Source organism: Streptomyces griseiscabiei, from assembly GCF_020010925.1.
GTDB lineage: Bacteria > Actinomycetota > Actinomycetes > Streptomycetales > Streptomycetaceae > Streptomyces > Streptomyces griseiscabiei.
In genome coordinates, this window is record NZ_JAGJBZ010000001.1 from 1,065,904 (window position 1) to 1,090,284 (window position 24,381).

Annotated in this window: 20 protein-coding genes; 14 read left to right on the top strand and 6 right to left on the bottom strand. The window is 71.2% G+C overall.

Going from position 1 to position 24,381, the window contains the following annotated elements; translation table 11 throughout:
- Positions 1–4 precede the first annotated feature (4 nt).
- The 3 genes from J8M51_RS04580 to J8M51_RS04590 are packed head-to-tail and all read right to left on the bottom strand — an operon-like array spanning position 5 to position 4,260.
- Positions 5–1,750: a thiamine pyrophosphate-binding protein gene (locus J8M51_RS04580; protein WP_086757720.1), complete on the bottom strand. Its 1,746-nt coding sequence runs from the start codon at positions 1,748–1,750 to the stop codon at positions 5–7.
- Entirely contained in the window at positions 1,747–2,742 is a 996-nt protein-coding gene (gene speB / locus J8M51_RS04585; RefSeq protein WP_086757722.1) for an agmatinase, read from the bottom strand. Before speB ends, J8M51_RS04580 begins: the two co-directional genes overlap by 4 nt.
- Positions 2,743–2,796: 54 nt before the next feature.
- Positions 2,797–4,260 (bottom strand): sodium:solute symporter, encoded by a 1,464-nt coding sequence (locus tag J8M51_RS04590; RefSeq protein WP_216589153.1) that lies wholly within the window; start codon positions 4,258–4,260, stop codon positions 2,797–2,799.
- 108 nt (positions 4,261–4,368) lie between these two features.
- Between J8M51_RS04590 and J8M51_RS04595 the strand changes: the two genes are divergently transcribed.
- Together J8M51_RS04595 and J8M51_RS04600 are read left to right on the top strand one after the other, a co-directional pair.
- On the top strand, positions 4,369–5,991 hold the full coding sequence (locus tag J8M51_RS04595) for a PucR family transcriptional regulator (RefSeq protein ID WP_267298980.1): 1,623 nt from the start codon (positions 4,369–4,371) through the stop codon (positions 5,989–5,991).
- A gap of 98 nt (positions 5,992–6,089) precedes the next feature.
- Entirely contained in the window at positions 6,090–6,884 is a 795-nt protein-coding gene (locus J8M51_RS04600; protein WP_086756913.1) for a phosphatase, read from the top strand.
- A gap of 28 nt (positions 6,885–6,912) precedes the next feature.
- Here the strand turns inward: J8M51_RS04600 and J8M51_RS04605 are convergent, their stop codons facing one another.
- A complete protein-coding gene (locus J8M51_RS04605; RefSeq protein ID WP_086756911.1) occupies positions 6,913–7,791 on the bottom strand; it encodes an acyl-CoA thioesterase in 879 nt (292 codons plus the stop codon).
- Between the two features lie 55 nt (positions 7,792–7,846).
- The gene (locus J8M51_RS04610) at positions 7,847–9,004 is read right to left on the bottom strand and encodes an acyl-CoA dehydrogenase family protein (protein WP_086756915.1); all 1,158 of its coding nucleotides are present in this window, start codon (positions 9,002–9,004) and stop codon (positions 7,847–7,849) included.
- Positions 9,005–9,156: 152 nt separating this feature from the next.
- Between J8M51_RS04610 and J8M51_RS04615 the strand changes: the two genes are divergently transcribed.
- Both J8M51_RS04615 and J8M51_RS04620 read left to right on the top strand, forming a co-directional pair.
- Positions 9,157–9,420: a CopG family transcriptional regulator gene (locus J8M51_RS04615; protein ID WP_086756909.1), complete on the top strand. Its 264-nt coding sequence runs from the start codon at positions 9,157–9,159 to the stop codon at positions 9,418–9,420.
- The gene (locus J8M51_RS04620) at positions 9,417–9,830 is read left to right on the top strand and encodes a PIN domain-containing protein (RefSeq protein ID WP_086756907.1); all 414 of its coding nucleotides are present in this window, start codon (positions 9,417–9,419) and stop codon (positions 9,828–9,830) included. The genes J8M51_RS04615 and J8M51_RS04620 overlap by 4 nt, the downstream gene beginning before the upstream one ends.
- Positions 9,831–10,194: 364 nt before the next feature.
- Here J8M51_RS04620 and J8M51_RS04630 read toward each other — a convergent pair whose 3' ends face one another.
- Complete coding sequence (locus tag J8M51_RS04630) at positions 10,195–10,842, bottom strand: TetR/AcrR family transcriptional regulator (protein ID WP_086756905.1); 648 nt, start codon at positions 10,840–10,842, stop codon at positions 10,195–10,197.
- Positions 10,843–10,928: 86 nt separating this feature from the next.
- On the opposite strand from J8M51_RS04630, the gene J8M51_RS04635 reads away from it, so the two are divergent.
- The 10 genes from J8M51_RS04635 (at position 10,929) to J8M51_RS04680 (ending at position 24,329) form a co-directional block, all read left to right on the top strand.
- Entirely contained in the window at positions 10,929–12,545 is a 1,617-nt protein-coding gene (locus tag J8M51_RS04635) for a carboxyl transferase domain-containing protein (protein WP_086756904.1), read from the top strand.
- Positions 12,546–12,559: 14 nt separating this feature from the next.
- Positions 12,560–14,512: an acetyl/propionyl/methylcrotonyl-CoA carboxylase subunit alpha gene (locus tag J8M51_RS04640; RefSeq protein ID WP_267298981.1), complete on the top strand. Its 1,953-nt coding sequence runs from the start codon at positions 12,560–12,562 to the stop codon at positions 14,510–14,512.
- Positions 14,509–15,444, top strand: a complete 936-nt coding sequence (locus J8M51_RS04645; protein WP_086759697.1) for a hydroxymethylglutaryl-CoA lyase — start codon at positions 14,509–14,511, stop codon at positions 15,442–15,444. Before J8M51_RS04640 ends, J8M51_RS04645 begins: the two co-directional genes overlap by 4 nt.
- Before the next feature lie 2 nt (positions 15,445–15,446).
- Positions 15,447–16,607: an acyl-CoA dehydrogenase family protein gene (locus J8M51_RS04650; protein ID WP_086759699.1), complete on the top strand. Its 1,161-nt coding sequence runs from the start codon at positions 15,447–15,449 to the stop codon at positions 16,605–16,607.
- A 356-nt stretch (positions 16,608–16,963) separates the two neighbouring features.
- Positions 16,964–18,016, top strand: coding sequence for an ABC transporter substrate-binding protein (locus tag J8M51_RS04655; RefSeq protein ID WP_086759701.1), 1,053 nt, complete (start codon positions 16,964–16,966; stop codon positions 18,014–18,016).
- A gap of 208 nt (positions 18,017–18,224) precedes the next feature.
- Positions 18,225–19,082 carry a siderophore-interacting protein gene (locus tag J8M51_RS04660; RefSeq protein WP_086756863.1) on the top strand — a complete coding sequence of 286 codons (858 nt, stop codon included), beginning with the start codon at positions 18,225–18,227 and terminating at the stop codon, positions 19,080–19,082.
- Between the two features lie 157 nt (positions 19,083–19,239).
- Positions 19,240–20,685, top strand: a complete 1,446-nt coding sequence (desA, locus tag J8M51_RS04665) for a lysine decarboxylase DesA (RefSeq protein WP_086756864.1) — start codon at positions 19,240–19,242, stop codon at positions 20,683–20,685.
- A gap of 34 nt (positions 20,686–20,719) precedes the next feature.
- The gene (locus J8M51_RS04670; RefSeq protein WP_086756866.1) at positions 20,720–21,982 is read left to right on the top strand and encodes a lysine N(6)-hydroxylase/L-ornithine N(5)-oxygenase family protein; all 1,263 of its coding nucleotides are present in this window, start codon (positions 20,720–20,722) and stop codon (positions 21,980–21,982) included.
- On the top strand, positions 21,979–22,560 hold the full coding sequence (locus J8M51_RS04675) for a GNAT family N-acetyltransferase (RefSeq protein WP_086756868.1): 582 nt from the start codon (positions 21,979–21,981) through the stop codon (positions 22,558–22,560). The genes J8M51_RS04670 and J8M51_RS04675 overlap by 4 nt, the downstream gene beginning before the upstream one ends.
- On the top strand, positions 22,557–24,329 hold the full coding sequence (locus J8M51_RS04680; RefSeq protein WP_086756869.1) for an IucA/IucC family protein: 1,773 nt from the start codon (positions 22,557–22,559) through the stop codon (positions 24,327–24,329). The genes J8M51_RS04675 and J8M51_RS04680 overlap by 4 nt, the downstream gene beginning before the upstream one ends.
- The last annotated feature ends 52 nt before the right edge of the window (positions 24,330–24,381 follow it).

Genomic DNA, 24,381 nt, shown 5'->3' on the forward strand with positions numbered 1-24,381 from the left:
CGCGTCAGCCCTCCGGATGCGCCGGCAGATCCGTACGCAGATCCGTAGGCAGTTCCGTAGGCAGATGCGTCGGCGCGAACATCCGCAGCACCGCGGGCAGCACGACCACCGAAGGGCCGGGCGTGGCAAGGGACTTGGCGAGGTCCTCGGTGAGGGTCTCGGGGGTGGTCCGGGTGCCCGGTACGCCGAAGGACTCGGCCAGGGCCACATAGTCCGGCCGGGTCAGTTCCGTGGCGGTCGTCTCGCCGAACGCGTCGGTCATGTACTCGCGGAGGATGCCGTAGCCGCCGTCGTCGACGATGAGCCAGGTGACGTTCAGGCCGTACTGGCGGGCCGTGGCGAGTTCGGCGACGGAGTAGAGCGCGCCGCCGTCGCCGGAGACGGCGAGGACCGGGCGGGTGGGGTCGGCCGCCGCCGCGCCGAGGGCCGCGGGGAAGCCGTAGCCGAGGCCGCCCGCGCCCTGGGCGGAGTGCATGTGGTTGGGGCCCTTGGCGTCGAACGCCGACCACGCCCAGTAGGCGAGGATCGTCATGTCCCAGAAGGACGGCGAGTCGGCGGGCAGGGCCTTGCGGATGGACGCCAACAGGCCCTGTTCCAGGGTGAGTTCCTGGGCGGCGATCCGGTCGGCGACCTTCGCCAGGACCTCGCGGACGCGCTCGGCGGCACCGGTGTCCGGGGTGTCCGTCCGCTCCGGCACCGTCTCCAGCAGCGCCTGGAGGGCGAGCCGGGCGTCCGCGTGGATGCCGAGCGCCGGGTAATTGGACTCCAGTTTGCCGAGGTCGGCCTCGATCTGGATCACCCGGCCGCGCGGCTTGAACGTGTGGTAGTTCGAGGAGAGTTCACCGAGCCCGGAGCCGACCACCAGCAGGACGTCCGCGTCCTCCAGGAAGTCCGTGGTGTGCCGGTCCTCGATCCAGGACTGGAGGGACAGCGGGTGCGCCCAGGGGAACGCGCCCTTGCCGCCGGGTGTGCAGACCACGGGCGCCTGCAGCGTCTCGGCCAGCTGCCGCAGCTTGCGGGAGGCGTCCGCCCGGACGACTCCGCCGCCCGCGATGATCGCCGGGCGGGCGGCGCGCGACAGCAGGTCCGCCGCCACCGCCGTGAGTTCGGGGCGCGGGGGCAGTTCCTCGGGGAAGGCGTCACCGCCGGTCACCACCGGGATCAGGGTCTCGGCCAGCAGCACGTCCTGCGGGATCTCCACCCACACCGGGCCGTGCGGGGCGGAGAGCGCCGACTTCCAGGCCGCCTCGATCGCGGACGGGATCTGGGACTGCGTACGGACGGTGTGCACCGACTTCACGACGCCCCGGAACGAGGCCGCCTGGTCCGGGAGTTCATGGAGATAGCCGTGCCGTCCGCCGCCCAGGCCCGCCGTCGGGATCTGGCTGCTGATGGCGAGGACCGGGGCGGAGGCCGCCGCCGCCTCCTGGAGCGCGGCCAGGGAGGTCAGCGCGCCCGGCCCGGTGGAGAGGAGCAGCGGCGCCGCCTCCCCCGTGATCCGGCCGTACGCGTCCGCCGCGAACCCGGCGTTGTTCTCCACCCGCAGTCCGATGTACCGCAGGTCGGAGCGGCGCAGCGCGTCGAACATGCCCAGCGCGTGCTGGCCGGGGAGCCCGAAGACGGTCGTGGCGCCGAGCCCGGCCAGGGTCTCCACGACCAGGTCTCCGCCGTTGCGGCCGGGGGGAGGGTTCAGCGCGGCCTCCGTCTGGGCGGCCGTCGGGCGGAGTACCAGGTCGTGGTCGTGGGTCACTGCGCTGACCTGTCCTTCTCTTCCTGTGAGATCCGCTCCTGCGAGATCTGCCGGGCCATGATCGTGGTGAGTTCGTACGCCGTGTGCGAGGCGGCCACGGCGGTGATCTCGGCGTGATCGTACGCGGGCGCCACCTCGACGACATCGGCGGAGACCAGATGGCAGGAGGCGAGGCCGCGCAGGATCTCCAGGAGTTCGCGGGAGGTCATGCCGCCGGCCTCGGGCGTGCCCGTGCCGGGCGCGTGGGCCGGGTCGAGGCAGTCGATGTCGATGGAGATGTAGAGCGGGCGGTCGCCGATGCGCTGCCGCAGCTGGTCGGCGACCTCGTCCGCGCCCCGCCGGTAGATGTCGGCGGAGGTGACGATCCCGAAGCCCATCTTCTCGTCGTCGGTGAGGTCCTGCTTGCCGTAGAGCGGGCCGCGGGTGCCCACGTGGGAGAGCGCCTCCGTGTCGAGGATGCCCTCCTCCACGGCCCGCCGGAACGGGGTGCCGTGGGTGTACTCGGCGCCGAAGTACGTGTCCCAGGTGTCGAGATGGGCGTCGAAGTGGAGCAGCGCCACCGGCCCGTGCTTCTTGGCGACCGACCGCAGCAGCGGCAGCGCGATGGTGTGGTCGCCGCCGAGGGTCATCAGCCGGGCGCCCGTGCCGAGCAGTTCGTCGGCCGCCGCCTCGACCGTCTCGACGGCCTCGTTGATGTGGAACGGGTTGGCGGCGATGTCACCGGCGTCCGCGACCTGGGCGAGGGCGAACGGGGAGGCGTCCTGGGCCGGGTTGTAGGGGCGCAGCAGCCGGGACGCCTCACGGATCGCGTTGCCGCCGAAGCGGGCGCCCGGCCGGTAGGAGACACCCGAGTCGAACGGCACGCCCACGACCGCGACGTCCGCCCGGCCCACCTCGTCGAGGCGCGGCAGCCGGGCGTAGGTCGCGGGACCGGCGTAGCGCGGGATGCGGGAGGAGTCGACGGGGCCGCGGGGCGTCTCGGTGCCACTCATGATGTTCTGCCTTCTTTCCTACGCTTCGTCGCGTATGTACTACTCGGTTCGACTCTACTGGTGGGCCGGGGCCGGCTCGGACACGGGTTCGGGTGACCGCCCGGCCAGCCGCTCCCGCCAGGCGGCGAGGACGGCCGCGTCGGTGGGCGGGGTGGCGAGGGAGACGATCAGATACGCGGCGAGCGAGAGCAGCAGCCCGTAGTAGACGGGCTCGTTGGCGAGGATGCCGTGCGTCGCCATCAGGACGACCACCGCGACACCGCCGGCCGCGACGGCGGCCAGCGCGCCCTGCGCGGTGCCCCGCCGCCACAGCAGTCCGCCGAGGATGGGCACGAGGAGGCCGCCGACGAGGAGGTTGTAGGCGACGGTCAGCGCCTCGACGACGTTGTTGAGCGCGATCGCCGTACAGATCACCGCGACACCCATGACCAGGATGAAGACGCGGTTGCCCCGCACCTCGTCGTGGTCGTCGCCGGCGGCCCGCCCCACCGCTCCCCGCAGCCGGGACCAGATGTCGTTGTTGGCGACGGTCGCGCAGGCGATGAGCGCGCCGGAGGAGGTCGACATCACGGCGGCCAGGGCGGCGGCGAGCACCAGCCCCCGGACGCCGATGGGGAGTTCCTCCTTCACGATGGTCGCGAAGGCGTCGTCGGCGCTCGCCAGGTCCGGGAAGAGCACCTTGGCCGCCGTACCGATGACGGCGCCCGCGACGGCGTACGCCAGACAGTAGGTGCCCGCGACCGTGCCGCCCCACCTGGCGGTCCGGTCGCTCCTGGCCGTGAACACGCGCTGCCAGATGTCCTGCCCGATGAGCATGCCGAACGTGTAGATCAGGACATAGGTGAAGATCGTCTCGCCGCCGATGCCCAGCGGGTCGAAGTACGAGGTGGGGAGCGCGTCCCGCATCTCGCCGAAGCCGCCCGCCTTGACGACGGCGATCGGCAGCAGCAGGAGCAGCACGCCGATGGTCTTCACCACGAACTGGACCATGTCCGTCAGCGTGATCGACCACATGCCGCCGAGCGTGGAGTACGCGACGACGATCGAGCCGCCGAGGACGATCGCGAGCGTGCGGTTCATGTCGAACAGGACGTCGAAGATCGTGGCGTAGGCGATGGTCGAGGTGACCGCGAGCATCAGCGTGTACGCCCACATGACGACGCCGGAGATGACGCCCGCCCGGCCGCCGTAGCGCAGGTCGAGCATCTCGGAGACGGTGTAGACCTTCAGCCGGGCGATGCGGGCGGAGAAGAAGACGGAGAGGGCGAGCAGGCCCAGGCCGATGGTGAACACCATCCAGGCGCCGGACAGCCCGTACCGGTAGCCCAGCCCGACCCCGCCGATGGTCGAGGCGCCGCCGAGGACGATGGCCGCCATGGTGCCGGAGTACATCGTCGGGCCGAGGCGGCGCCCGGCGACCAGGAACTCGCTCTTGGACCGGGCGCGGCGCATGCCCCACCAGCCCATGGCCAGCATTCCGGCCAGATAGACGACGATGACGGTGTAGTCGACGGCCATGGTGAACGGCCTCCTTCGCGCACACTCGGTGGCGGGTGATGGGCACCGACACTAGGTGGCCGGAAAGCGACTGCGAAGTGTACGTTTCATCCATCCGAGCCGCCCCGGATGGAGGGAACGCACACCATGCCGGAACCGGCCGCACCACCCGCCCCGGCGGTCCCTCCCACCCCGCCCGTCCTCCTCTCCGCGCTGCTGGCCCGCGACGACCTCGGCCTGCGGCAGATCGCCGGGCCGGTGGACGCGGGCACGGCGGTCCACTGGGCGCACACCTCGGAGATGTCGGACCCGTACCCGTATCTGCTCGGCGGCGAGCTGCTGCTGACGGCCGGCGTCCACATCCCGGAGGCGGCCGGCTCGGGCACCTACTTCGACGACTACGTCTCCCGTATCGTCGCGGCGGGCGGCGCGGCCCTCGGCTTCGGCGTCGCCCCGGTGCACGACACGGTCCCGAGGGCGCTGGTGGCCTCCTGCGACAGCTACGGCCTGCCGCTGGTCGAGGTCCCGCCCCGGACGACCTTCTCCGGCGTCGCCCGCGCGGTCTGGCAGCTGATGGCCCAGGCCCGCCACGCCGAACTGCGCCGGGTCACCGAGGCCCAGCAGGGCCTCGCCGCAGCCGCGTCCCGCCCGGACCCGGTGCGCGCGGTCCTCCGCCAGCTCGCCCGGCGGGTGCACGGCGCCGTGGTGCTGTACGGCCCGGAGGGCACGGAACTGGCGTCGGCGGGACGGGGGTACGACGAGACCCTCCACCAAGGCCTGGCGGCACTGACAACCGTGGTCCGCCCAAGGCCCTCCAGGGGCGCGGGGCCGAGTCATATGCGGCTCCGCCGCGCGGGCGCGACCACCCACGAACCACCCGCACCCGCCGACGCCCCGAAACCCCCCACCCCCTCCCCGCGCACCTCCACCCCCACCTCCGCCACGGACACCCTCGACGGCACCCACCTCGCCGCCTACTCCCTGGGCGCGGGCCACTTCACCCTCGGTGTCGCCACCCCCCACCGCGACCCCGGCGACCACACCATCACCTCCGTCGCCGCCGTCCTCCTCTCCCTCCTCACCGGCGAACACCAGAGCGACACGGGCGCGGCCCGCACCTCGGCGCTGGTACGGCTCCTGCTGGGCGCCGACCCGCAGGAGGTCGCCCCCCTCCTGGGCAGAGGCACCCGCTGGCTCGTCGTCCACGCGCAGCCCTCGGCCGGCGGCCCCCGGCCGGAGGCCCTCGCCGGCGCCGCCCTCGGGACCGCGCTGGGCTCGACCCTGGTGGACGCCCACGGCACCGGCGTCCGCGCCCTCGTCCCCGCCGACCGCGAGATCACCGAGCAGCCCGGCTGGATCTGCGGTGTGAGCGCCCCCGCCGAACCGCACGAGTGGCCCGCCGCCGACGTCCAGGCCGCCCGCGCGCTGGCCCGCGCCAGGGCGACCCGTACGGCACTGGTGCGGCACGGGTCCCGTACGACGCTCGCCCAGCTCGTCCCGGAGGACGACGCGACCGCCCACGCGCACGCCCTGCTCGCTCCGCTCGACACCGCCCCCGGCGCCGCCGCGCTCACCGAGACGCTGCGCACCTGGCTGTCGCTGCACGGCAGTTGGGACCGTACGGCGGTGGCGCTGGCCGTGCACCGCAACACCGTCCGCCAACGGATCGGCCGGTGCGCGGCGTTGCTGGGCGCGGACCTCGACGACCCGGACGTACGGATGGAGTTGTGGTTCGCGCTGCGGCGGGAGTGAACGGGCGGCCGGCCACCCATGGCCCGGCGGAGAGTGACGCAGGTCGCAGCGGCCGGGACGCCCGCGACTCCCACTCTCCTCTGCCTCACAATGGACGCATGCCGATACCCGGGACCCCCAGCCGCGCCGAGCTCGTCGAACACCTCGTGAAGACACGTATCGCGGGCGATGTCGCCACCCCGCGCGAGAACAACCTCTCCCACTACCGCGAACTGGCCAACGGCAACCGCCACTACTGGCTCGGCCTGGAGCTCGGGGACCGCTGGAGCGACGAGCAGGACGTGCTGGCCGTGATGGCGGAGCGCGTCGGAGTGAACGACGACCCGGGGTACCGCTACGGCCAGGACACCATCGACCCGGATCTGACGGTCGACGGGCTGGAGCGCATGGCGGCCCGGCTGCGCAAGGCGGCCGACGGCGGGCAGCGGGTCCTGCTCGCCACCGGGCACCCCGGCGGGCTGCTCCAGGTGCACCACGAGACCGCGCGGGCGCTGCGCGCGGCGGGCTGCGAGATCGTGGTCATCCCGGACGGCCTGCAGACGGAGGAGGGGTACGTCATGCAGTTCGCGGACGTGGCCGTCCTCGAACACGGCGCCACGCTCTGGCACACCCACTCCCCCGAGCCGATGCGCGCGATCCTGCGGGGTCTGGAGGGCGCCGGCCGCCCGCTGCCCGACCTGGTCGTCGCCGACCACGGCTGGGCGGGCTGCGCGGGCCAGCTCGGCATCGACTCCGTCGGATACGCGGACTCCAACGACCCCGCCCTCTTCCTCGGCGAGTCCGAGGGCACCCTCCAGGCCGTGGTCCCGCTGGACGACCATGTGGTCAGCCCGCGCCACTACGACCCGATGTCGGCGTATCTGCTGGAGCAGGCGGGGCTCGGCGAGGCGTAGCCCCCCCCCCGGCGCCCCCGGGCGGGCCTCAGGGCGTCTTCGGCCTCGGCACGCGGACGACGCCCTCCTGGATCACGGAGATCGCGAGCCGCCCGTCCTGCGTGTAGATCCGGCCCTGGCCGAGGCCCCGGCCGGCCGCCGCGGACGGCGACTCCTGGTCGTACAGCAGCCATTCGTCGGCGCGGAACGGCCGGTGGAACCACATGGCGTGGTCGAGCGAGGCCCCGACGACATCGCCGACCGCCCAGCCGCCGCGCCCGTGCGCGAGCAGGACGGAGTCGAGGAGCGTCATGTCGGAGACGTAGGTGGCGAGGACGACGTGCAGCAGCGGGTCGTCATCCAGCTTGCCGTTGGCGCGGAACCAGACCTGGGAGTGCGGGGCGCGGGGCTCGCCGTAGCGGCCGAAGGGCGGGTCGTCCACGTACCGCAGATCGACGGCGGCCCGTGCTTCGAGCATCTTCTCCACGACGGCCGGGTCGAGGCCGTACGCCGGGAGCCGCTCCTCGGCGGTCGGCAGGGACTCCGGGTCCGGTGCGGCGGGCATCGGGGCCTGGTGGTCGAGGCCGTCCTCGTACCGCTGGAAGGAGGCGGAGAGGGCGAAGATCGGCTGGCCGTGCTGGACGGCGACGACACGGCGCGCGGTGAAGGAGCGGCCGTCGTTCATGCGCTCCACGGTGTACACGATGGGCGCGCCGGCGTCGCCGATGCGCAGGAAGTACGCGTGGAGGGAGTGCGGCAGCCGGTCCGCGGGGACCGTCCGCCCGGCGGCGACGAGCGCCTGGGCCGCGACCTGCCCGCCGAAGACCCTGGGGACGATGGCGGGCCGGGACTGGCCGCGGAAGATGTTCTCCTCGATCTGCTCCAGGTCGAGCAGATCGAGGAGAGACTGAAGTGCGGGCTGACTCATGGGGTCAGTTGTACTGTGCGGCGGTTTCCGGTGCCTTACCGACCGATGTCCTCGCTCACAGACCCATGTCCTTGGCGATGATCGTCTTCATGATCTCGCTGGTGCCGCCGTAGATGCGGTTGACGCGGTTGTCCGCGTACAGGCGGGCGATGGGGTACTCGTTCATGAAGCCGTAGCCGCCGTGCAGCTGGAGGCAGCGGTCGATGACGCGGTGGGCGACCTCGGTGGTGAACAGCTTGGCGGAGGCGGCCTCGGCGGCGGTCAGCTCGCCCGCGTCCAGCGCCTCGGTGGCGCGGTCCACGACGGCCTCGGCGGCGTCCACCTCGGCCTGGCAGGCGGCCAGTTCGAACTTGGTGTTCTGGAAGGCGGCGACGGGCTGGCCGAAGACGACGCGCTCCTGCACGTACTGCTTGGCGAAGCGTATGGCGGCCTTCGCCTGCGCGTAGGCGCCGTAGGCGATGCCCCAGCGCTCGGAGGCGAGGTTGTGGCCGAGGTAGTAGAAGCCCTTGTTCTCCTCGCCGAGGAGGTCCTCGACGGGCACCTTGACGTCGACGAACGCCAGCTCGGCGGTGTCGGAGGTCTTCAGCCCGAGCTTGTCGAGCTTGCGGCCGACCGAGTAGCCCTCGGCCTTGGTGTCCACGACGAAGAGGGAGATGCCGTGGCGGCGGTCCTCGGGGGTGGCGGAGGAGGTGCGGGCGCAGACGATCATGCGGTCGGCGTGGACGCCGCCGGTGATGAAGGTCTTGGCGCCGTTGAGGACGTAGTGCGTGCCGTCCTCGGAGAGCTTGGCGGTGGTGCGCATGCCCGCGAGGTCGGAGCCGGTGCCCGGCTCGGTCATCGCGATGGCCCACATCTCCTCGCCGGAGCAGAACTTCGGCAGGAAGCGCTTCTTCTGCTCGTCGGTGGCGAGCAGCTTGATGTACGGCAGGCCGAGCAGCACATGCACGCCGGAGCCGCCGAAGGTGATGCCCGCGCGGGCGGTCTCCTCGTACAGGACGGCCTCGAACTTGTACGAGTCGATGCCGGCGCCGCCGTACTCCTCGTCCACGCGGATGCCGAACACACCCAGCTCGGCGAGCTTGTGGTAGAACTCGCGCGGCGCCTGGCCGGCGGCGAGCCACTCGTCGTACACCGGCACGACCTCGGCCTCGATGAAGGCACGCAGGGTCTCCCGGAACGCCTCGTGATCCTCGTTGAACACCGTACGGCGCACCGCCGCCTCCTTCACCTGGGGCTCGTTCTAAGCGCTTGCTCAGCCAACCGTACCGGCGGGTAGACAACCCCGTCCAGCCCCACCCGGCCGTAACGCTCGTCACGCTTTCCACGCCGAGGACGCAGGGGAGGATGAGCGGTAGGATAGGTGGCATGAGTGAGCTCACCGGCAAGTACTCGATCACCATGCCGCGCGACATCGCCGAAGCCGCCAAAGCCCGCGGCGGCCCCTCCGGGCTGTCCGCCTACGTGGCCGCCGCGGTGGCCCGTCAGATCGAACGCGACAATCTGAACGAGCTGATCGAGGTCGCCGAGGCCGAGCACGGGCCCGTCACCGACGAGGAGATCCGGGCACTCCGCGACCAGCTCCACCAGGCCCGGCCAGAGCGGACCCGAGGCACGGCGAGCGCCGCGTGACCCGTTCCCCCGCGGTCCCCGGCGGCACCCTCGTCCTGGACAGCGAAGGGCTGGCCAAGGCCGTGCTGCGCGATCGCACGGTCACCGGCTGGCTCGCCCTCGCCCGCGCCGACGACCTCCGAGTGATCACCTCCGCGGCAACCCTCGTCGAGGTGGTCCACCCCCGGATCAACCGGCCGGCCCTGGAGTGGACGCTGTCCCGCCTCGTCGTCGAACCGGTCACCGAACCCGTCGCCCGCCACGCCGCCGCCCTCCTCGCCGACGCCGGCCTGCACGGCCACACGTACGCCATCGACGCCGTACTCGCGGCCACCGCCCTCGCCGCCCCCGGCCCGGCCACGATCCTGACCTCCGACCCGGACGACCTCACCACCCTCTGCGGCGGACGGGCCACGGTCATCAAGATCTGACCGGCGCACATCAGCCCACTCCCGGAGACGGCCGAGGGCGGGCCTCGTCCAGCCTGTCCGCACGCCACGGCGGTCGCCCGGGGGACGCCGGGAGCCCGGCGAAGCGGGCTTCGAACTGTCGTGGTGGCCGATGCCGGACGCGATCCAGGTAGCCACCGAGGGCCGCTTCCTGCTCCAGGGCTGCCCACTGGCACTGCTGCTCACCCAGCGGGTCACTGTCGCCTGACCGACGAGGCGCATCCCCGAGTCTGTGACCGGTTCATACGTCGCCGGTCGCCTCACAGGTCACCCGATCGGCAGAGACATCGAGTGAGGCCACCGCTCACCCCTGCGGGAAGCGGCCTGGCCCGGAGACGGAAGACGGTCACTCGGAGGAGGCCGCCGCCGCCCCGAACGCCCCCCGAGCCATCCGGTGCAGCAGCCCGGCCATGGACGACCGGCCCGGCAGGGCCCCCGCGCGCCCCAGGTGCGGGGTCGAGTTCAGCAGGCCGAAGACCGAGTGGACGGCGGAGCGGGCCGTGGGTTCGGCGAGGGTGGGGTGGACCTCGCGGAGTACGGACACCCACAGCTCGACGTACTGGCGCTGGAGCTGGCGCACCAGCTTGCGGTCGCTGTCGCGGAGGCGGTCCAGCTCGCGGTCGTGCAGGGTGATCAGGGGACGGTCGTCGAGGGCGAAGTCGATGTGCCCCTCGATGAGCGAGTCGAGGACCGCCTCGGCGTCGCGCCCGGCGGACACCCCACCCGGCCCGTCGGACGGACCGCCGGACGCCCCGTCGGCCTCCGCGAGCCGCCGCTTCGCGCCCGTCAGGAGCTGCTCGCTGATGCCCACCAGCAGTTCCGCGAGCATCGCGTCCTTGCCCGCGAAGTGCCGGTAGAGACCGGGGCCGCTGATCCCCACGGCGGCGCCTATCTCGTCGACACCGACCCCGTGGAAGCCGCGCTCGGCGAAGAGCCGCGCGGCTTCCTTGAGGATCTGCTCGCGGCGGGTGGGGGCGTCGGTTCTGGTGGTCATGAGAGCAATTCTAGACAGGGAGGTTAGCGGTCGTTAACCTGAAGGAAATGCGTTAACGCTCATTAACAAGGTGAGGGGTTCGCAGGATGCACGAGGCACCGGAGCTTCACAGCGCGGCGGATCCCGCGTCGGAAGCCTGGCGGGCCAACGAGGAGGCCCATCGCGCGCTGGCCGACGAGCTGCGCGCCAAGCTGGCCGCGGCCCGGCTCGGCGGCGGCGAGAAGGCCCGCGCCCGGCACACCGCGCGCGGCAAGCTGCTGCCGCGCGACCGGGTGGACACCCTCCTCGACCCCGGCTCCCCCTTCCTGGAGCTGGCACCCCTGGCCGCCGACGGCCTGTACGACGGACAGGCACCGGCCGCCGGGGTGATCGCCGGGATCGGGCGGGTCTCCGGACGCGAGTGCGTGGTCGTCGCCAACGACGCCACCGTCAAGGGCGGCACGTACTACCCGATGACGGTGAAGAAGCATCTGCGGGCGCAGGAGGTGGCGCTGGAGAACCGCCTGCCCTGTCTCTACCTGGTCGACTCCGGCGGCGCCTTCCTGCCCATGCAGGACGAGGTGTTCCCGGACAGGGAGCACTTCGGACGGATCTTCTACAACCAGGCGCGGATGTCGGGGGCGGGCATCCCGCAGATCGCCGCCGTGCTCGGGTCGTGCACCGCCGGCGGCGCGTACGTCCCCGCCATGAGCGACGAGGCCGTGATCGTCCGGGGGCAGGGGACCATCTTCCTCGGCGGCCCGCCGCTGGTGAAGGCCGCCACCGGCGAGGTCGTCACCGCCGAGGAGCTGGGCGGCGGCGAGGTGCACTCCCGGGTCTCCGGCGTCACCGACCACCTCGCGGAGAGCGACGCCCACGCCCTGCGCATCGTGCGGACCATCGTCTCCACCCTCCCCGCCCGGGGCCCGCTGCCCTGGTCGGTCGAGCCGGTGGTCGAGCCCAAGGTGGACCCGTACACGCTGTACGGCGCGGTGCCGGTCGACTCCCGCACGCCGTACGACGTCCGCGAGGTCATCGCGCGCGTGGTCGACGGTTCGCGGTTCGCCGAGTTCAAGGCGGAGTTCGGGCAGACCCTGGTCACCGGCTTCGCCCGGATCCACGGGCACCCGGTCGGGATCGTCGCCAACAACGGCATCCTGTTCTCCGAGTCCGCCCAGAAGGGCGCCCACTTCATCGAGCTGTGCGACCAGCGCGGCATCCCGCTGGTGTTCCTGCAGAACATCTCCGGCTTCATGGTCGGCCGGGACTACGAGGCCGGCGGCATCGCCAAGCACGGCGCCAAGATGGTGACGGCCGTGGCCTGTACGAGGGTCCCGAAGCTGACGGTCGTCATCGGCGGCTCGTACGGCGCGGGCAACTACTCGATGTGCGGCCGGGCGTACTCCCCGCGCTTCCTGTGGATGTGGCCGGGCGCCAAGATCTCCGTGATGGGCGGCGAGCAGGCCGCGTCCGTCCTGGCCACGGTCAAGCGGGACCAGCTGGAGGCGCGCGGCGAGGCGTGGCCCGCCGAGGACGAGGACGCCTTCAAGGACCCGATCCGCGCCCAGTACGAGCGCCAGGGCAACGCCTACTACGCGACCGCCCGGCTCTGGGACGACGGGATCATCGACCCGCTCGACACCCGCCAGGTCCTGGGCCTCGCCCTGACCGCCTGCGCCAACGCGCCGCTGGGTGACCCCCAGTTCGGCGTCTTCCGGATGTGAGGGGACGGACGAAGATGTTCGAGACAGTACTGGTGGCGAACCGCGGCGAGATCGCCGTCCGCGTCATCCGCACCCTCCGCGCGCTGGGCGTCCGCTCCGTCGCCGTCTTCTCCGACGCGGACGCCGACGCCCGGCACGTCCGGGAGGCCGACACGGCGGTACGGATCGGCCCCGCGCCGGCGGCCGAGAGCTATCTGTCCGTGGAGCGGCTGCTGGAGGCGGCCCGCACCGGCGCCCAGGCGGTGCACCCGGGGTACGGCTTCCTCGCGGAGAACGCCTCCTTCGCGCGGGCGTGCGCCGACGCGGGCCTGGTCTTCATCGGGCCGCCCGCCGACGCCATCTCCCTCATGGGCGACAAGATCCGCGCCAAGGAGACGGTACGGGCGGCCGGGGTGCCGGTGGTGCCGGGTTCGAGCGGGAGCGGCCTCACGGACGCCCAACTCGCCGACGCCGCACGGGAGATCGGCATGCCGGTGCTGCTGAAGCCCAGCGCGGGCGGCGGCGGCAAGGGCATGCGGCTGGTCCGGGACGCGGCCGTGCTGGGCGAGGAGATCGCCGCCGCCCGCCGCGAGGCCCGCGCCTCCTTCGGCGACGACACCCTCCTCGTGGAGCGGTGGATCGACCGGCCCCGGCACATCGAGATCCAGGTCCTCGCCGACGGCCACGGGAACGTGATCCACCTCGGCGAGCGCGAGTGCTCCCTGCAGCGCCGCCACCAGAAGGTCATCGAGGAGGCGCCCAGCGTCCTGCTCGACGAGGCGACCCGGGCCGCGATGGGCGAGGCGGCCGTGCAGGCGGCCCGCTCCTGCGGCTACTCGGGCGCGGGCACGGTCGAGTTCATCGTCCCCGGCGGCGATCCGTCCTCGTACTACTTCATGGAGATGAACACCCGCCTCCAGGTCGAGCACCCGGTGACCGAGCTGGTCACCGGCGTCGACCTGGTGGAGTGGCAGCTCCGGGTCGCGGCGGGCGAGCGGCTGGGCCTCGGCCAGGAGGACGTGACACTGACGGGGCACGCGGTCGAGGCCCGGGTCTGCGCCGAGGACCCCGCGCGCGGGTTCCTGCCGTCGGGCGGCACGATCCTGACGCTGCGCGAGCCCCACGGCGACGGCGTGCGCACGGACTCCGGCCTCACCGAGGGCACGGAGGTCGGCTCGCTGTACGACCCGATGCTCTCCAAGGTCATCGCGTACGGCCCCGACCGGCCCACCGCGCTGCGGCGGCTCCGCGCGGCCCTCGCGGAGACGGTCACCCTCGGCGTCCAGACGAACGCCGGCTTCCTGCGACGACTGCTGGCCCATCCGGCGGTGGTGGCGGGCGAGCTGGACACCGGGCTGGTGGAGCGGGAGGTGGCGGGGCTGGTCGCCGGGGAGGTGCCGGAGGAGGTGTACGAGGCGGCCTCGGCCGTACGGCTGCACGGGCTGAGGCCTCGCGGGGACGGCTGGACCGACCCCTTCTCCGTCCCGAGCGGCTGGCGGCTCGGCGGTGCGTCGCTGCCGCCCGCCTTCGCACTGCGCGCGACGGGACTCGAACCCGTCACGCACCACCCCCGGGGTACGCACACGGTCACCGGCGACCGGGTGTCGGTGACCCTGGACGGCGTCCGCCACACCTTCCACCACGCCGCCGGCTGGCTGGGCCGGGACGGCGACGCCTGGCAGGTGCGCGACCACGACCCCGTCGCGGCCTCCCTGAACCGGTCCGCGCGCTCCGGCGCCGACTCGCTCACCGCCCCCATGCCCGGCACGGTCACCGTCGTGAAGGTCGCCGTCGGGGACGAGGTGGCCGCCGGGCAGAGCCTGCTGGTGGTGGAGGCGATGAAGATGGAGCACGTCGTCGCCGCCCCGCACGCCGGGACCGTCACCGAGCTGGACGTCACCCCGGGCACGACGGTCGCCATGGACCAGGTGCTGGCCGTGGTCGCGCCGCACGAGGAGCCCGAGGCGAACGGGGAGGTGCCCCGATGACGACCGCCCTGCCCATGACGTTCCCCGAACCCGGCCTGCCCGCCCGCGTCCGTATCCACGAGGTCGGCGCCCGCGACGGCCTCCAGAACGAGAAGTCGACCGTGCCCACCGAGGTGAAGGCGGAGTTCGTCCACCGCCTGGCCGCCGCGGGCCTCACCACCATCGAGGCCACCAGCTTCGTCCACCCCAAGTGGGTGCCCCAACTGGCGGACGCGGAAGCCCTGTTCCCGCGCGTCGCCGAGCTTCCCGTGGACCTCCCCGTCCTCGTCCCCAACGAGCGCGGCCTCGACCGCGCGCTCGCCCTCGGCGCCCGCCGCGTCGCCGTCTTCGCCAGTGCCACCGAGTCCTTCGCCAAGGCCAACCTCAACCGCACGGTGGACGAGGCGCTGGCGATGTTCGAGCCGGTCGTCCGCCGGGCGAAGGCGGAGGGCGTGCACGTCCGCGGATATCTGTCGATGTGCTTCGGCGACCCCTGGGAGGGCGCGGTCCCGGTCCCCCAGGTCACCGGGGTCTGCCGCGCCCTGCTCGACATGGGCTGCGACGAACTGAGCCTCGGCGACACGATCGGTGTGGCGACACCGGGCCATGTGGGGGCGCTGCTCACCGAGTTGGACGGGGCGGGCATCCCCGCCTCCTCCCTCGGTGTGCACTTCCACGACACCTACGGCCAGGCCCTCGCCAACACCCTCGCGGCGCTGCGCCACGGCGTCACCACGGTGGACGCGTCCGCCGGCGGCCTCGGCGGCTGCCCGTACGCGAAGTCCGCCACCGGGAACCTCGCCACCGAAGACCTCGTGTGGATGCTGGACGGCCTCGGCATCGACACGGGAGTCGACCTCGGCCGCCTCGTCGCCACCAGCGCGTGGATGGCCGCTCACCTGGGCCGGCCCAGCCCGTCCCGCACCGTACGAGCCCTCTCCCACCAGGAGTGACCATGAACCACCACCTCTCTCCCGAGTTGGAAGAACTCCGCCGCACGGTCGAGGAGTTCGCGCACGAGGTCGTCGCGCCCAAGATCGGCGACTTCTACGAGCGGCACGAGTTCCCGTACGAGATCGTGCGCGAGATGGGCCGGATGGGGCTGTTCGGGCTGCCGTTCCCCGAGGAGCACGGCGGCATGGGCGGTGACTATCTGGCGCTGGGCATCGCGCTGGAGGAGCTGGCCCGTGTCGACTCGTCCGTGGCGATCACCCTGGAGGCCGGGGTGTCGCTGGGCACGATGCCGATCCATCTCTTCGGCACCCCGGCGCAGAAGGCCGAGTGGCTGCCCCGGCTCTGCTCCGGCGAGGTGCTGGGCGCGTTCGGCCTCACCGAGCCCGACGGCGGCTCGGACGCGGGCGCGACCCGTACGACGGCCCGGCTGGACGAGTCGACGAACGAGTGGGTCATCAACGGCAGCAAGTGCTTCATCACCAACTCGGGCACGGACATCACGGCCCTGGTGACGGTCACGGCGGTCACCGGGCGCACCCCGGACGGCAAGCCCCTGATCTCCTCGATCATCGTCCCGTCCGGCACCCCGGGCTTCACGGTGGCCGCCCCCTACTCCAAGGTCGGCTGGAACGCCTCCGACACCCGGGAGCTGTCGTTCGCGGACGTCCGGGTCCCGGCGGAGAACCTCCTCGGTGAACTGGGGCGCGGCTACGCCCAGTTCCTGCGCATCCTCGACGAGGGCCGGATCGCCATCTCGGCGCTGGCGACGGGGCTCGCCCAGGGCTGTGTGGACGAGTCGGTGAAGTACGCGAAGGAACGGCACGCGTTCGGCCGGCCGATCGGCGCCAACCAGGCCATCCAGTTCAAGATCGCCGACATGGAGATGAAGGCCCACACGGCCCGTCTCGCCTGGCGCGACGCCGCCTCCCGGCTCGTCTCCGGCGAACCCTTCAAGAAGGAGGCGGCCCTGGCGAAGCTCTACTCCTCCACCGTCGCCGTCGACAACGCCCGCGACGCCACCCAGATCCACGGCGGCTACGGCTTCATGAACGAGTACCCGGTCGCCCGGATGTGGCGCGATTCCAAGATCCTGGAGATCGGCGAGGGCACGAGCGAGGTGCAGCGGATGCTGATCGCCAGGGAGTTGGGACTGGTCGGCTGACCGACAGGATACGTTCGATTTGATGGCCGGAAACAGTCGCGACAACACGACTCCGGCACTCTTCCACCCGGCTCGCCACAGGCGGGCCGGGTGTCTTTTCACCCCGTGTGCGGCGGTCGCCCGGCCCGGTCACACCCCCTGCACATCAGGGACACATTTCACAGGTTTACGTTTCAACTGATCCCCGCAAACCTCAAGAACCTTCGATTCACAGGTAATTCAAAGATTAGGGCGGCGGCGGACCTGGGCATTCCACTCCCTGGAACCACCCCCTGGACAACTAGTGAGGTTAGGCTAACCTACCTTCGAACTCACCCCCGGGCGGAACTCCGCCCCGTTCGAAAGTAGCCATACACATGTCCAACGCCAGAGCCGCTCACCTCACCCGCCGTGGCATCCTCGCCGCCGGTGGCGCCCTCGGTCTCGGTGCCGTGCTCGCCGCCTGTGGAGACGAGAAGTCGACGAGCGGCAGCGCCGGCTCCGGCAAGGAGACGGCCGCCGCCGAGTCCGGCCCCTGGTCGTTCAAGGACGACCGCGGGGTGACCGCCAAGACCGACAAGGCCCCGGCGAACATCGTCGCGTTCGTGGGCGTCGCCGCCGCGCTCTTCGACTACGGCATCGACGTCAAGGGCGTCTTCGGCCCGACGAAGACGACGGACGGCAAGGCCGACGTCCAGGCCGGCGACCTCGACGTCGGCAAGGTCACCGTCCTCGGCAACGTCTGGGACGAGTTCAGCGTCGAGAAGTACGCCGCCCTCGCGCCCGACGTCCTCATCACCACGATGTTCGACGACGCCGGCACCCTCTGGTACGTGCCCGAGGCCTCCAAGGACAAGATCGCCAAGCTCGCCCCGAGCGTCGGCATCTCCGTGTACGACCGCCAGCTGACCGAACCGCTGCAGCGCGTGCTGGAGCTGGCCAAGTCGCTGGGCGCGGACACGGAGTCCGAGAAGACCACCGCCGCCAAGAAGCGGTTCGAGGACGCGGCGGCCCGGCTGCGCGCGGCCACCAAGGCGAAGCCCGACATCAAGGTGCTCGCCGGCTCCGCCAGCCAGGACATCTTCTACGTCTCCGGTTCGAACCTCTCCATCGACCTGGAGTACTTCAAGGCCCTCGGCGTGAACTTCGTCGAGCCGAGCGCCGAGGTGCTGAAGGCCAGCGGGGGTTGGTTCGAGAACCTCAGCTGGGAGAACGTCGACAAGTACGACGCGGACGTCATCATCATGGACAACCGCACGTCGGCGATCCAGCCGGACGCGATCGAAGAGGCGACGTGGAAGAAGCTGCCGGCGGTGAAGGCCGGGCAGGTCATCGGGCGCAACCCCGAGCCGATCCTCTCCTACGACAAGTGCGCGCCGCTCCTGGAGGAGCTGGCCGAGGCGATCGAGAACGCGAAGAAGGTCAGCTAGGGCCGAGGTCGTGGGTCGGGTGCGGGTGTGTGGGGGCTGGTCGCGCAGTTCCCCGCGCCCCTGAAAAAGCAGGGGCTGCGCCCCGTGCTTTTTCAACGGCCCGCAGGGCCGTTGCTCTTAGGGGCGCGGGGAACTGCGCGAGAAGCCCCACCGGACCCGCACCCGCCCACGAACCCGCCCCGCCCCCGCCCCTCACCCAGGAGCCCCCATGACGACGGCCGTAGCCGCCCCCTTCCGTTTCTTCTCTCTTCAGGTCGCGCGGACGGAGCGGCTGGGCCCGTCCCTCGTGCGCGTCTCGTTCGCGGGGGACGACCTGCGGTTCTTCCGCTCCGACGGCGCGGACCAGTCGCTGTCGCTGTTCCTGCCGCACCCCGGGCAGGAGGTCCCGGCCGTGCCCTACGAGTCGGGGGACGACTGGTGGCAGGCGTGGCGGGAACTGCCGGACGACGTACGGGCGGTGATGCGCTCGTACACCCTGCGGGGGCTGCGCCGCGACGCGCACGGCGAGACCGTCGGGATCGACATCGACTTCGTGCTGCACGGGGTCGAGCCGGGGGCCGCCGCGCCCGCCGGGCCCGCCTCGCGGTGGGCCTCGCAGGCCGCTCCCGGCCACCGGGTGGTCCTGCTCGGGCCCGCGATCGCCGACAACCGCGCGATCCGGTTCCGGCCCCCGGCCGACACCGATCTGGTGCTGATCTGGGGCGACGACACGGCGCTGCCCGCCGCCTCCGCGATCCTGGAGTCGCTGCCGGCCGGCACCCCGGCCCGGGTCTGGCTGGAGGTCCACCACCCGGGGGACATCCAGGACCTGGTGACCGAGGCCGGCGCCGAGATCACCTGGCTGGTGCGGGACGAGGGCGCGCCGCCCGCCCTGGACACCATCCGCGCCGCCCAACTGCCGCCCAGTGAGCTGCCGTACGCCTGGATCGCCGGTGAGTCCGGCCGGGTGAAGGAGTTGCGCCGTCATCTCGTGCGGGAGCGCGGGATCGACAAGCGGCGCGTCACCTTCGTCGGGTACTGGCGTGAGGGTCTGACGGAGGAGCAGTTGCGGGAGCGCGGCGAGTAAACCGAGTTACCGGAGTCATCGACGTGACCACAGTCACGGACGAGGCCGGGCTCCACTCAAGTTAGTTAGGTTAGGCTTACCTAAGTTGGACGACGTGATGTCACCCCCCACTCACCTCTCCGTCCCACCCGGACCGCCCCGCTCGGAGGACCTCCCCATGCGCTCGCACCTGCTCAATGACACGACCGCGGAGCGGTACCGCCGCACCGTGACCGAAGGCGTGGAGCGGGTGGCGGCCAGACTCGCCACCACCGACCGACCGTTCACCGGTGTCACCGTCGACGCCCTCTCCCCCCACATCGAGAAGATCGACCTCGACCGGCCGCTGCACGACACGGCCGCCGTCCTCGACGAGCTGGAGGACGTGTATCTGCGCGACGCGGTCTACTTCCACCACCCGCGCTATCTCGCCCACCTCAACTGCCCGGTCGTCATCCCGGCCGTGCTCGGCGAGGCCGTCCTCTCCGCCGTCAACTCCTCCCTGGACACCTGGGACCAGTCGGCCGGCGGCACCCTGATCGAGCGCAAACTGATCGACTGGACCAACGAGCGCATCGGCTTCGGGCCCGCCGCCGACGGCGTGTTCACCTCCGGCGGCTCCCAGTCCAACCTCCAGGCCCTGCTGCTCGCCCGGGAGGAGGCCAAGACCGACGACACGGCCAGACTGCGGATCTTCGCCTCCGAGGTCAGCCACTTCAGCGTGAAGAAGTCGGCGAAACTGCTGGGCCTCGGCCAGGACGCCGTCGTCACCGTCCCGGTGGACACCGACAAGCGCATGCAGACCATGGCCCTCGCCCGCGAGCTGGAGCGCTGCAGGCACGACGGTCTCGTCCCCATGGCCGTCGTCGCCACCTCCGGCACCACCGACTTCGGCTCCATCGACCCGCTGCCCGAGATAGCCGAGCTGTGCGCCCAGTACGACACCTGGATGCACGTCGACGCCGCCTACGGCTGCGGTCTGCTCGTCTCGCTCAAGCGCCGCCATCTCCTCGACGGCATCGAGCGCGCCGACTCCGTCACCGTCGACTACCACAAGTCCTTCTTCCAGCCGGTGAGTTCGTCCGCCGTACTGGTCCGCGACAGGGACACCCTGCGCCACGCCACCTACCACGCGGAGTACCTCAACCCGCGCCGGATGGTCACCGAGCGCATCCCCAACCAGGTCGACAAGTCCCTCCAGACCACCCGCCGCTTCGACGCGCTCAAGCTGTGGATGACGCTGCGCACGATGGGCGCCGACGGCATCGGGCAGCTCTTCGACGAGGTCTGCGACCTGGCGGCGGAAGGCTGGCGGATGCTCGCCGCCGACCCGCGCTACGACGTGGTCGTCGAGCCCCGGCTGTCCACGCTGGTCTACCGCTACATCCCCGAGGCCGTCACCGACCCGGCCGAGATCGACCGCGCCAACCTGTACGCCCGCAAGGCCCTGTTCGCCTCCGGCGACGCCGTGGTCGCGGGCACCAAGGTCGGCGGTCGCCACTACCTGAAGTTCACCCTGCTCAACCCCGAGACGACGGTCGCCGACATCGCCGCCGTACTCGATCTGATCGCCGGCCACGCCGAGCAGTACCTGGGAGAGTCCCTTGACCGCGTCGCTTCCTGAACCCGCCGAGTACGCGGAATCCGCGGTATCCGCGGTGTCCGCCGTGAAGACCCACGACTTCATCGGCATCGGGCTGGGACCCTTCAACCTCGGCCTCGCCTGCCTCACCGAGCCCATCGCCGAACTCGACGGGATCTTCCTGGACTCGAAGCCGGCCTTCGAGTGGCACTCGGGGATGTTCCTCGACGGCGCCCACCTCCAGACCCCGTTCATGTCGGACCTGGTCACCCTCGCCGACCCGACGTCCCCGTACTCCTTCCTGAACTACCTGAAGGACTCCGGCCGTCTCTACTCGTTCTACATCCGCGAGAACTTCTACCCGCTGCGGGTCGAGTACGACGACTACTGCCGCTGGGCCGCGAACCGGCTGAGCAACGTCCGCTTCAACACGACGGTGACGGAGGTGACGTACGAGAACGAGATCTACGCCGTGCGGACGGCCGACGGCGACGTCCTCCGCGCCCGTCACCTCGTCCTCGGCACCGGCACACCCCCGTACGTCCCGGAGGCGGCACACGGCCTGGACGGCGACTGGATCCACAACTCCCGCTACATGGCGCACAAGCGGGAGCTGCAGCGGAAGAAGTCGATCACGCTGGTCGGCTCCGGGCAGTCGGCCGCCGAGATCTACCTCGACCTGCTCGGCGAGATCGACGTCCACGGCTACCAGCTGAACTGGGTGACGCGCTCCCCGCGCTTCTTCCCCCTCGAATACACCAAGCTCACGCTGGAGATGACCTCCCCGGAGTACATCGACTACTTCCGCGAGCTGCCGGAGCCGACCCGCTACCGCCTCACCCAGGAACAGAAGGGCCTCTTCAAGGGCATCGACGGGGACCTCATCAACGAGATCTTCGACCTGCTCTACCAGAAGAGCCTGGGCGGCCCGCTCCCCACCCGGCTGCTCACCAACTCCGCCCTGCACAGCGTCCGTCACGAGAACGGCACCTACACGCTCGGCCTGCGTCAGGAGGAGCAGGAGAAGGACTTCGCGATCGACTCGCAGGGTCTGATCCTCGCCACCGGCTACAAGTACGCCGAGCCGGAGTTCCTGAAGCCCGTCCGCGACCGGCTGGTCTACGACGCCCGGGGCAACTTCGACGTGGCCCGCAACTACGCCATCGACACCACCGGCCGGGGCGTCTTCCTGCAGAACGCCGGCGTCCACACCCACAGCATCACCTCGCCCGACCTGGGCATGGGCCCGTACCGCAACGCGTACATCATCCGTGAGCTGCTCGGCACGGAGTACTACCCGGTGGAGAAGACCATCGCGTTCCAGGAGTTCGCCGTATGAGCGCCGCGGACAGCGCCCACGCTGCGGACTTCACCTTCCGGCCGCTCGACCCGCTGAGCGACGCCGAGCTGCTGCACCGCTGGGTGACACACCCCAAGGCGGCGTACTGGATGATGCAGGACGCCAGGCTGGAGGACGTCGAGCGGGCGTACATGGAGGTCGCGGCCGACCCGCACCAGGAGGCCCGGCTGGGGCTGCTGGACGGCGAGCCCGTCTTCCTGATGGAGCGGTACGACCCCGTCCACCGTGAACTCGTCGGCCTGTACGAGCCCGAGCCGGGTGACGTCGGTATGCACTTCCTGGTGCCGCCGACGGACACCCCGGTGCACGGCTTCACCCGGGCCGTGATCACCGCCGTGATGGCGCACCTCTTCGAGGACCCGGCCACCCACCGGGTCGTCGTCGAGCCGGACGTGTCCAACAAGGCCGTCCACGCCCTCAACGAAGTCGTCGGTTTCGTCCCCCACGGTGAGATCGACAAGCCGGAGAAGCGCGCACTGCTGAGCTTCTGCACCCGAGAGCAGTTCACCGACAGCCGGACCAGCCAGAGCCTGGCTGCCCGAGGAGTATCCGTATGACCCTGTCCGATGCCGTGGCGCATCTGTCCCCCCACCGCTGGGCCCGGGCCAACCGGCTGCTCATCCGCAAAGCCCTCGCCGAGTTCGCCCATGAGCGGCTCATCACGCCCGAGGCCACGGCCGACGGCGGCTTCGAGGTCCGCAGCGACGACGGTCTGACCCGCTACGGGTTCACCGCCGTCCGGCGCGCCCTCGACCACTGGCAGGTCGACGCCGACTCGATCTCCCGTCAACGAGACGGCGTCGACCTCCCTCTGGCCGCCCTGGACTTCTTCATCGAACTGAAGAAGTCCCTCGGCCTGAGCGACGAGATCCTGCCGGTCTATCTGGAGGAGATCTCCTCCACCCTGGCCGGCACCTGCTACAAGCTCACCAAGCCGCAGACTCCGGTCGCCGAGCTGGTCGACAGCGGCTTCCAGGCCATCGAGACCGGGATGACCGAGGGCCACCCCTGCTTCGTCGCCAACAACGGCCGCCTCGGCTTCGGCGTCCACGAGTACCTGTCGTACGCCCCCGAGACGGCGAGCCCGGTCCGCCTGGTCTGGCTGGCCGCGCACCGCTCCCGGGCGGCGTTCACGGCGGGCGTCGGCATCGAGTACGAGACGTTCCTGCGGGACGAGCTGGGCGCGGCGACGGTCGACCGTTTCCGCTCCGTCCTCACCGGCCTGGAGCTGGACCCCGCCGACTACCTCTTCATCCCGGTCCACCCCTGGCAGTGGTGGAACAAGCTCACCGTCACCTTCGCCGCGGAGGTCGCGCAGCGGAACCTGGTGTGCCTGGGCGAGGGCGACGACGAGTACGTGGCCCAGCAGTCGATCCGGACCTTCTTCAACGGCTCCGCCCCCGAGAAGCACTACGTCAAGACCGCCCTGTCCGTCCTCAACATGGGCTTCATGCGCGGCCTGTCGGCGGCGTACATGGAGGCGACCCCGGCCATCAACGACTGGCTGGCCGGCCTCATCGACAACGACCCGGTGCTGAAGTCCACGGGCCTGTCGATCATCCGCGAGCGGGCGGCCGTCGGCTACCGGCACCTGGAGTACGAGGCCGCCACCGACAAGTACTCCGCGTACCGCAAGATGCTGGCCGCGCTGTGGCGCGAGAGCCCGGTGGCCTCCCTCCAGGAGGGCGAGTCCCTGGCGACCATGGCCTCCCTCGTCCATGTCGACCACGAGGGCAACGGCTTCGCGGCGGCGCTCGTCGCCCGCTCGGGCCTGACCCCCACGGAGTGGCTGCGCCGCTATCTGCGGGCCTACTTCACCCCTCTCCTCCACAGCTTCTACGCCTACGACCTGGTCTTCATGCCGCACGGCGAGAACGTGATCCTGGTGCTGAAGGACGGCGTCGTCGAGCGGGCGATCTACAAGGACATCGCCGAAGAGATCGCCGTCATGGACCCGGACGCGGTGCTCCCGCCGACGGTGGAACGCCTCCGCGTGGACGTCCCCGAGGACAAGAAACTCCTCTCCCTCTTCACCGACGTCTTCGACTGCTTCTTCCGCTTCCTGGCCGCCAACCTCGCCGAGGAAGGCGTCCTGGACGAGGAGGAGTTCTGGCGCACGGTCGCCGAGACGGTCCGTGACTACCAGCACGCGACGCCCGAACTGGCCGACAAGTTCGCCCAGTACGACCTGTTCGCCCCCGAGTTCGCCCTCTCCTGCCTCAACCGTCTCCAACTCCGCGACAACGAGCAGATGGTCGACCTCGCCGACCCCGCGGGCGCGCTCCAGCTCATCGGCACCCTGAAGAACCCCATAGCGGGCCTGTAGCCCCCGGCCCCATGAACTGACGGGCACCTCGGAGTACGGTCCTCCGAGGTGC

What these genes read in the sequence shown, in the direction of transcription:
- J8M51_RS04595 (WP_267298980.1), top strand. Translation starts at nt 4,369, where the DNA reads ATGGAGGGAACGCACACCATGCCGGAACCGGCCGCACCACCCGCCCCG.
- speB (WP_086757722.1), bottom strand. Translation starts at nt 2,742, where the DNA reads ATGAGTGGCACCGAGACGCCCCGCGGCCCCGTCGACTCCTCCCGCATC.
- J8M51_RS04650 (WP_086759699.1), top strand. Translation starts at nt 15,447, where the DNA reads ATGAACCACCACCTCTCTCCCGAGTTGGAAGAACTCCGCCGCACGGTC.
- J8M51_RS04590 (WP_216589153.1), bottom strand. Translation starts at nt 4,260, where the DNA reads ATGGCCGTCGACTACACCGTCATCGTCGTCTATCTGGCCGGAATGCTG.
- J8M51_RS04675 (WP_086756868.1), top strand. Translation starts at nt 21,979, where the DNA reads ATGAGCGCCGCGGACAGCGCCCACGCTGCGGACTTCACCTTCCGGCCG.
- J8M51_RS04615 (WP_086756909.1), top strand. Translation starts at nt 9,157, where the DNA reads ATGAGTGAGCTCACCGGCAAGTACTCGATCACCATGCCGCGCGACATC.
- J8M51_RS04680 (WP_086756869.1), top strand. Translation starts at nt 22,557, where the DNA reads ATGACCCTGTCCGATGCCGTGGCGCATCTGTCCCCCCACCGCTGGGCC.
- desA (WP_086756864.1), top strand. Translation starts at nt 19,240, where the DNA reads ATGCGCTCGCACCTGCTCAATGACACGACCGCGGAGCGGTACCGCCGC.
- J8M51_RS04600 (WP_086756913.1), top strand. Translation starts at nt 6,090, where the DNA reads ATGCCGATACCCGGGACCCCCAGCCGCGCCGAGCTCGTCGAACACCTC.
- J8M51_RS04605 (WP_086756911.1), bottom strand. Translation starts at nt 7,791, where the DNA reads ATGAGTCAGCCCGCACTTCAGTCTCTCCTCGATCTGCTCGACCTGGAG.
- J8M51_RS04660 (WP_086756863.1), top strand. Translation starts at nt 18,225, where the DNA reads ATGACGACGGCCGTAGCCGCCCCCTTCCGTTTCTTCTCTCTTCAGGTC.
- J8M51_RS04635 (WP_086756904.1), top strand. Translation starts at nt 10,929, where the DNA reads ATGCACGAGGCACCGGAGCTTCACAGCGCGGCGGATCCCGCGTCGGAA.
- J8M51_RS04640 (WP_267298981.1), top strand. Translation starts at nt 12,560, where the DNA reads ATGTTCGAGACAGTACTGGTGGCGAACCGCGGCGAGATCGCCGTCCGC.
- J8M51_RS04645 (WP_086759697.1), top strand. Translation starts at nt 14,509, where the DNA reads ATGACGACCGCCCTGCCCATGACGTTCCCCGAACCCGGCCTGCCCGCC.
- J8M51_RS04630 (WP_086756905.1), bottom strand. Translation starts at nt 10,842, where the DNA reads ATGACCACCAGAACCGACGCCCCCACCCGCCGCGAGCAGATCCTCAAG.
- J8M51_RS04655 (WP_086759701.1), top strand. Translation starts at nt 16,964, where the DNA reads ATGTCCAACGCCAGAGCCGCTCACCTCACCCGCCGTGGCATCCTCGCC.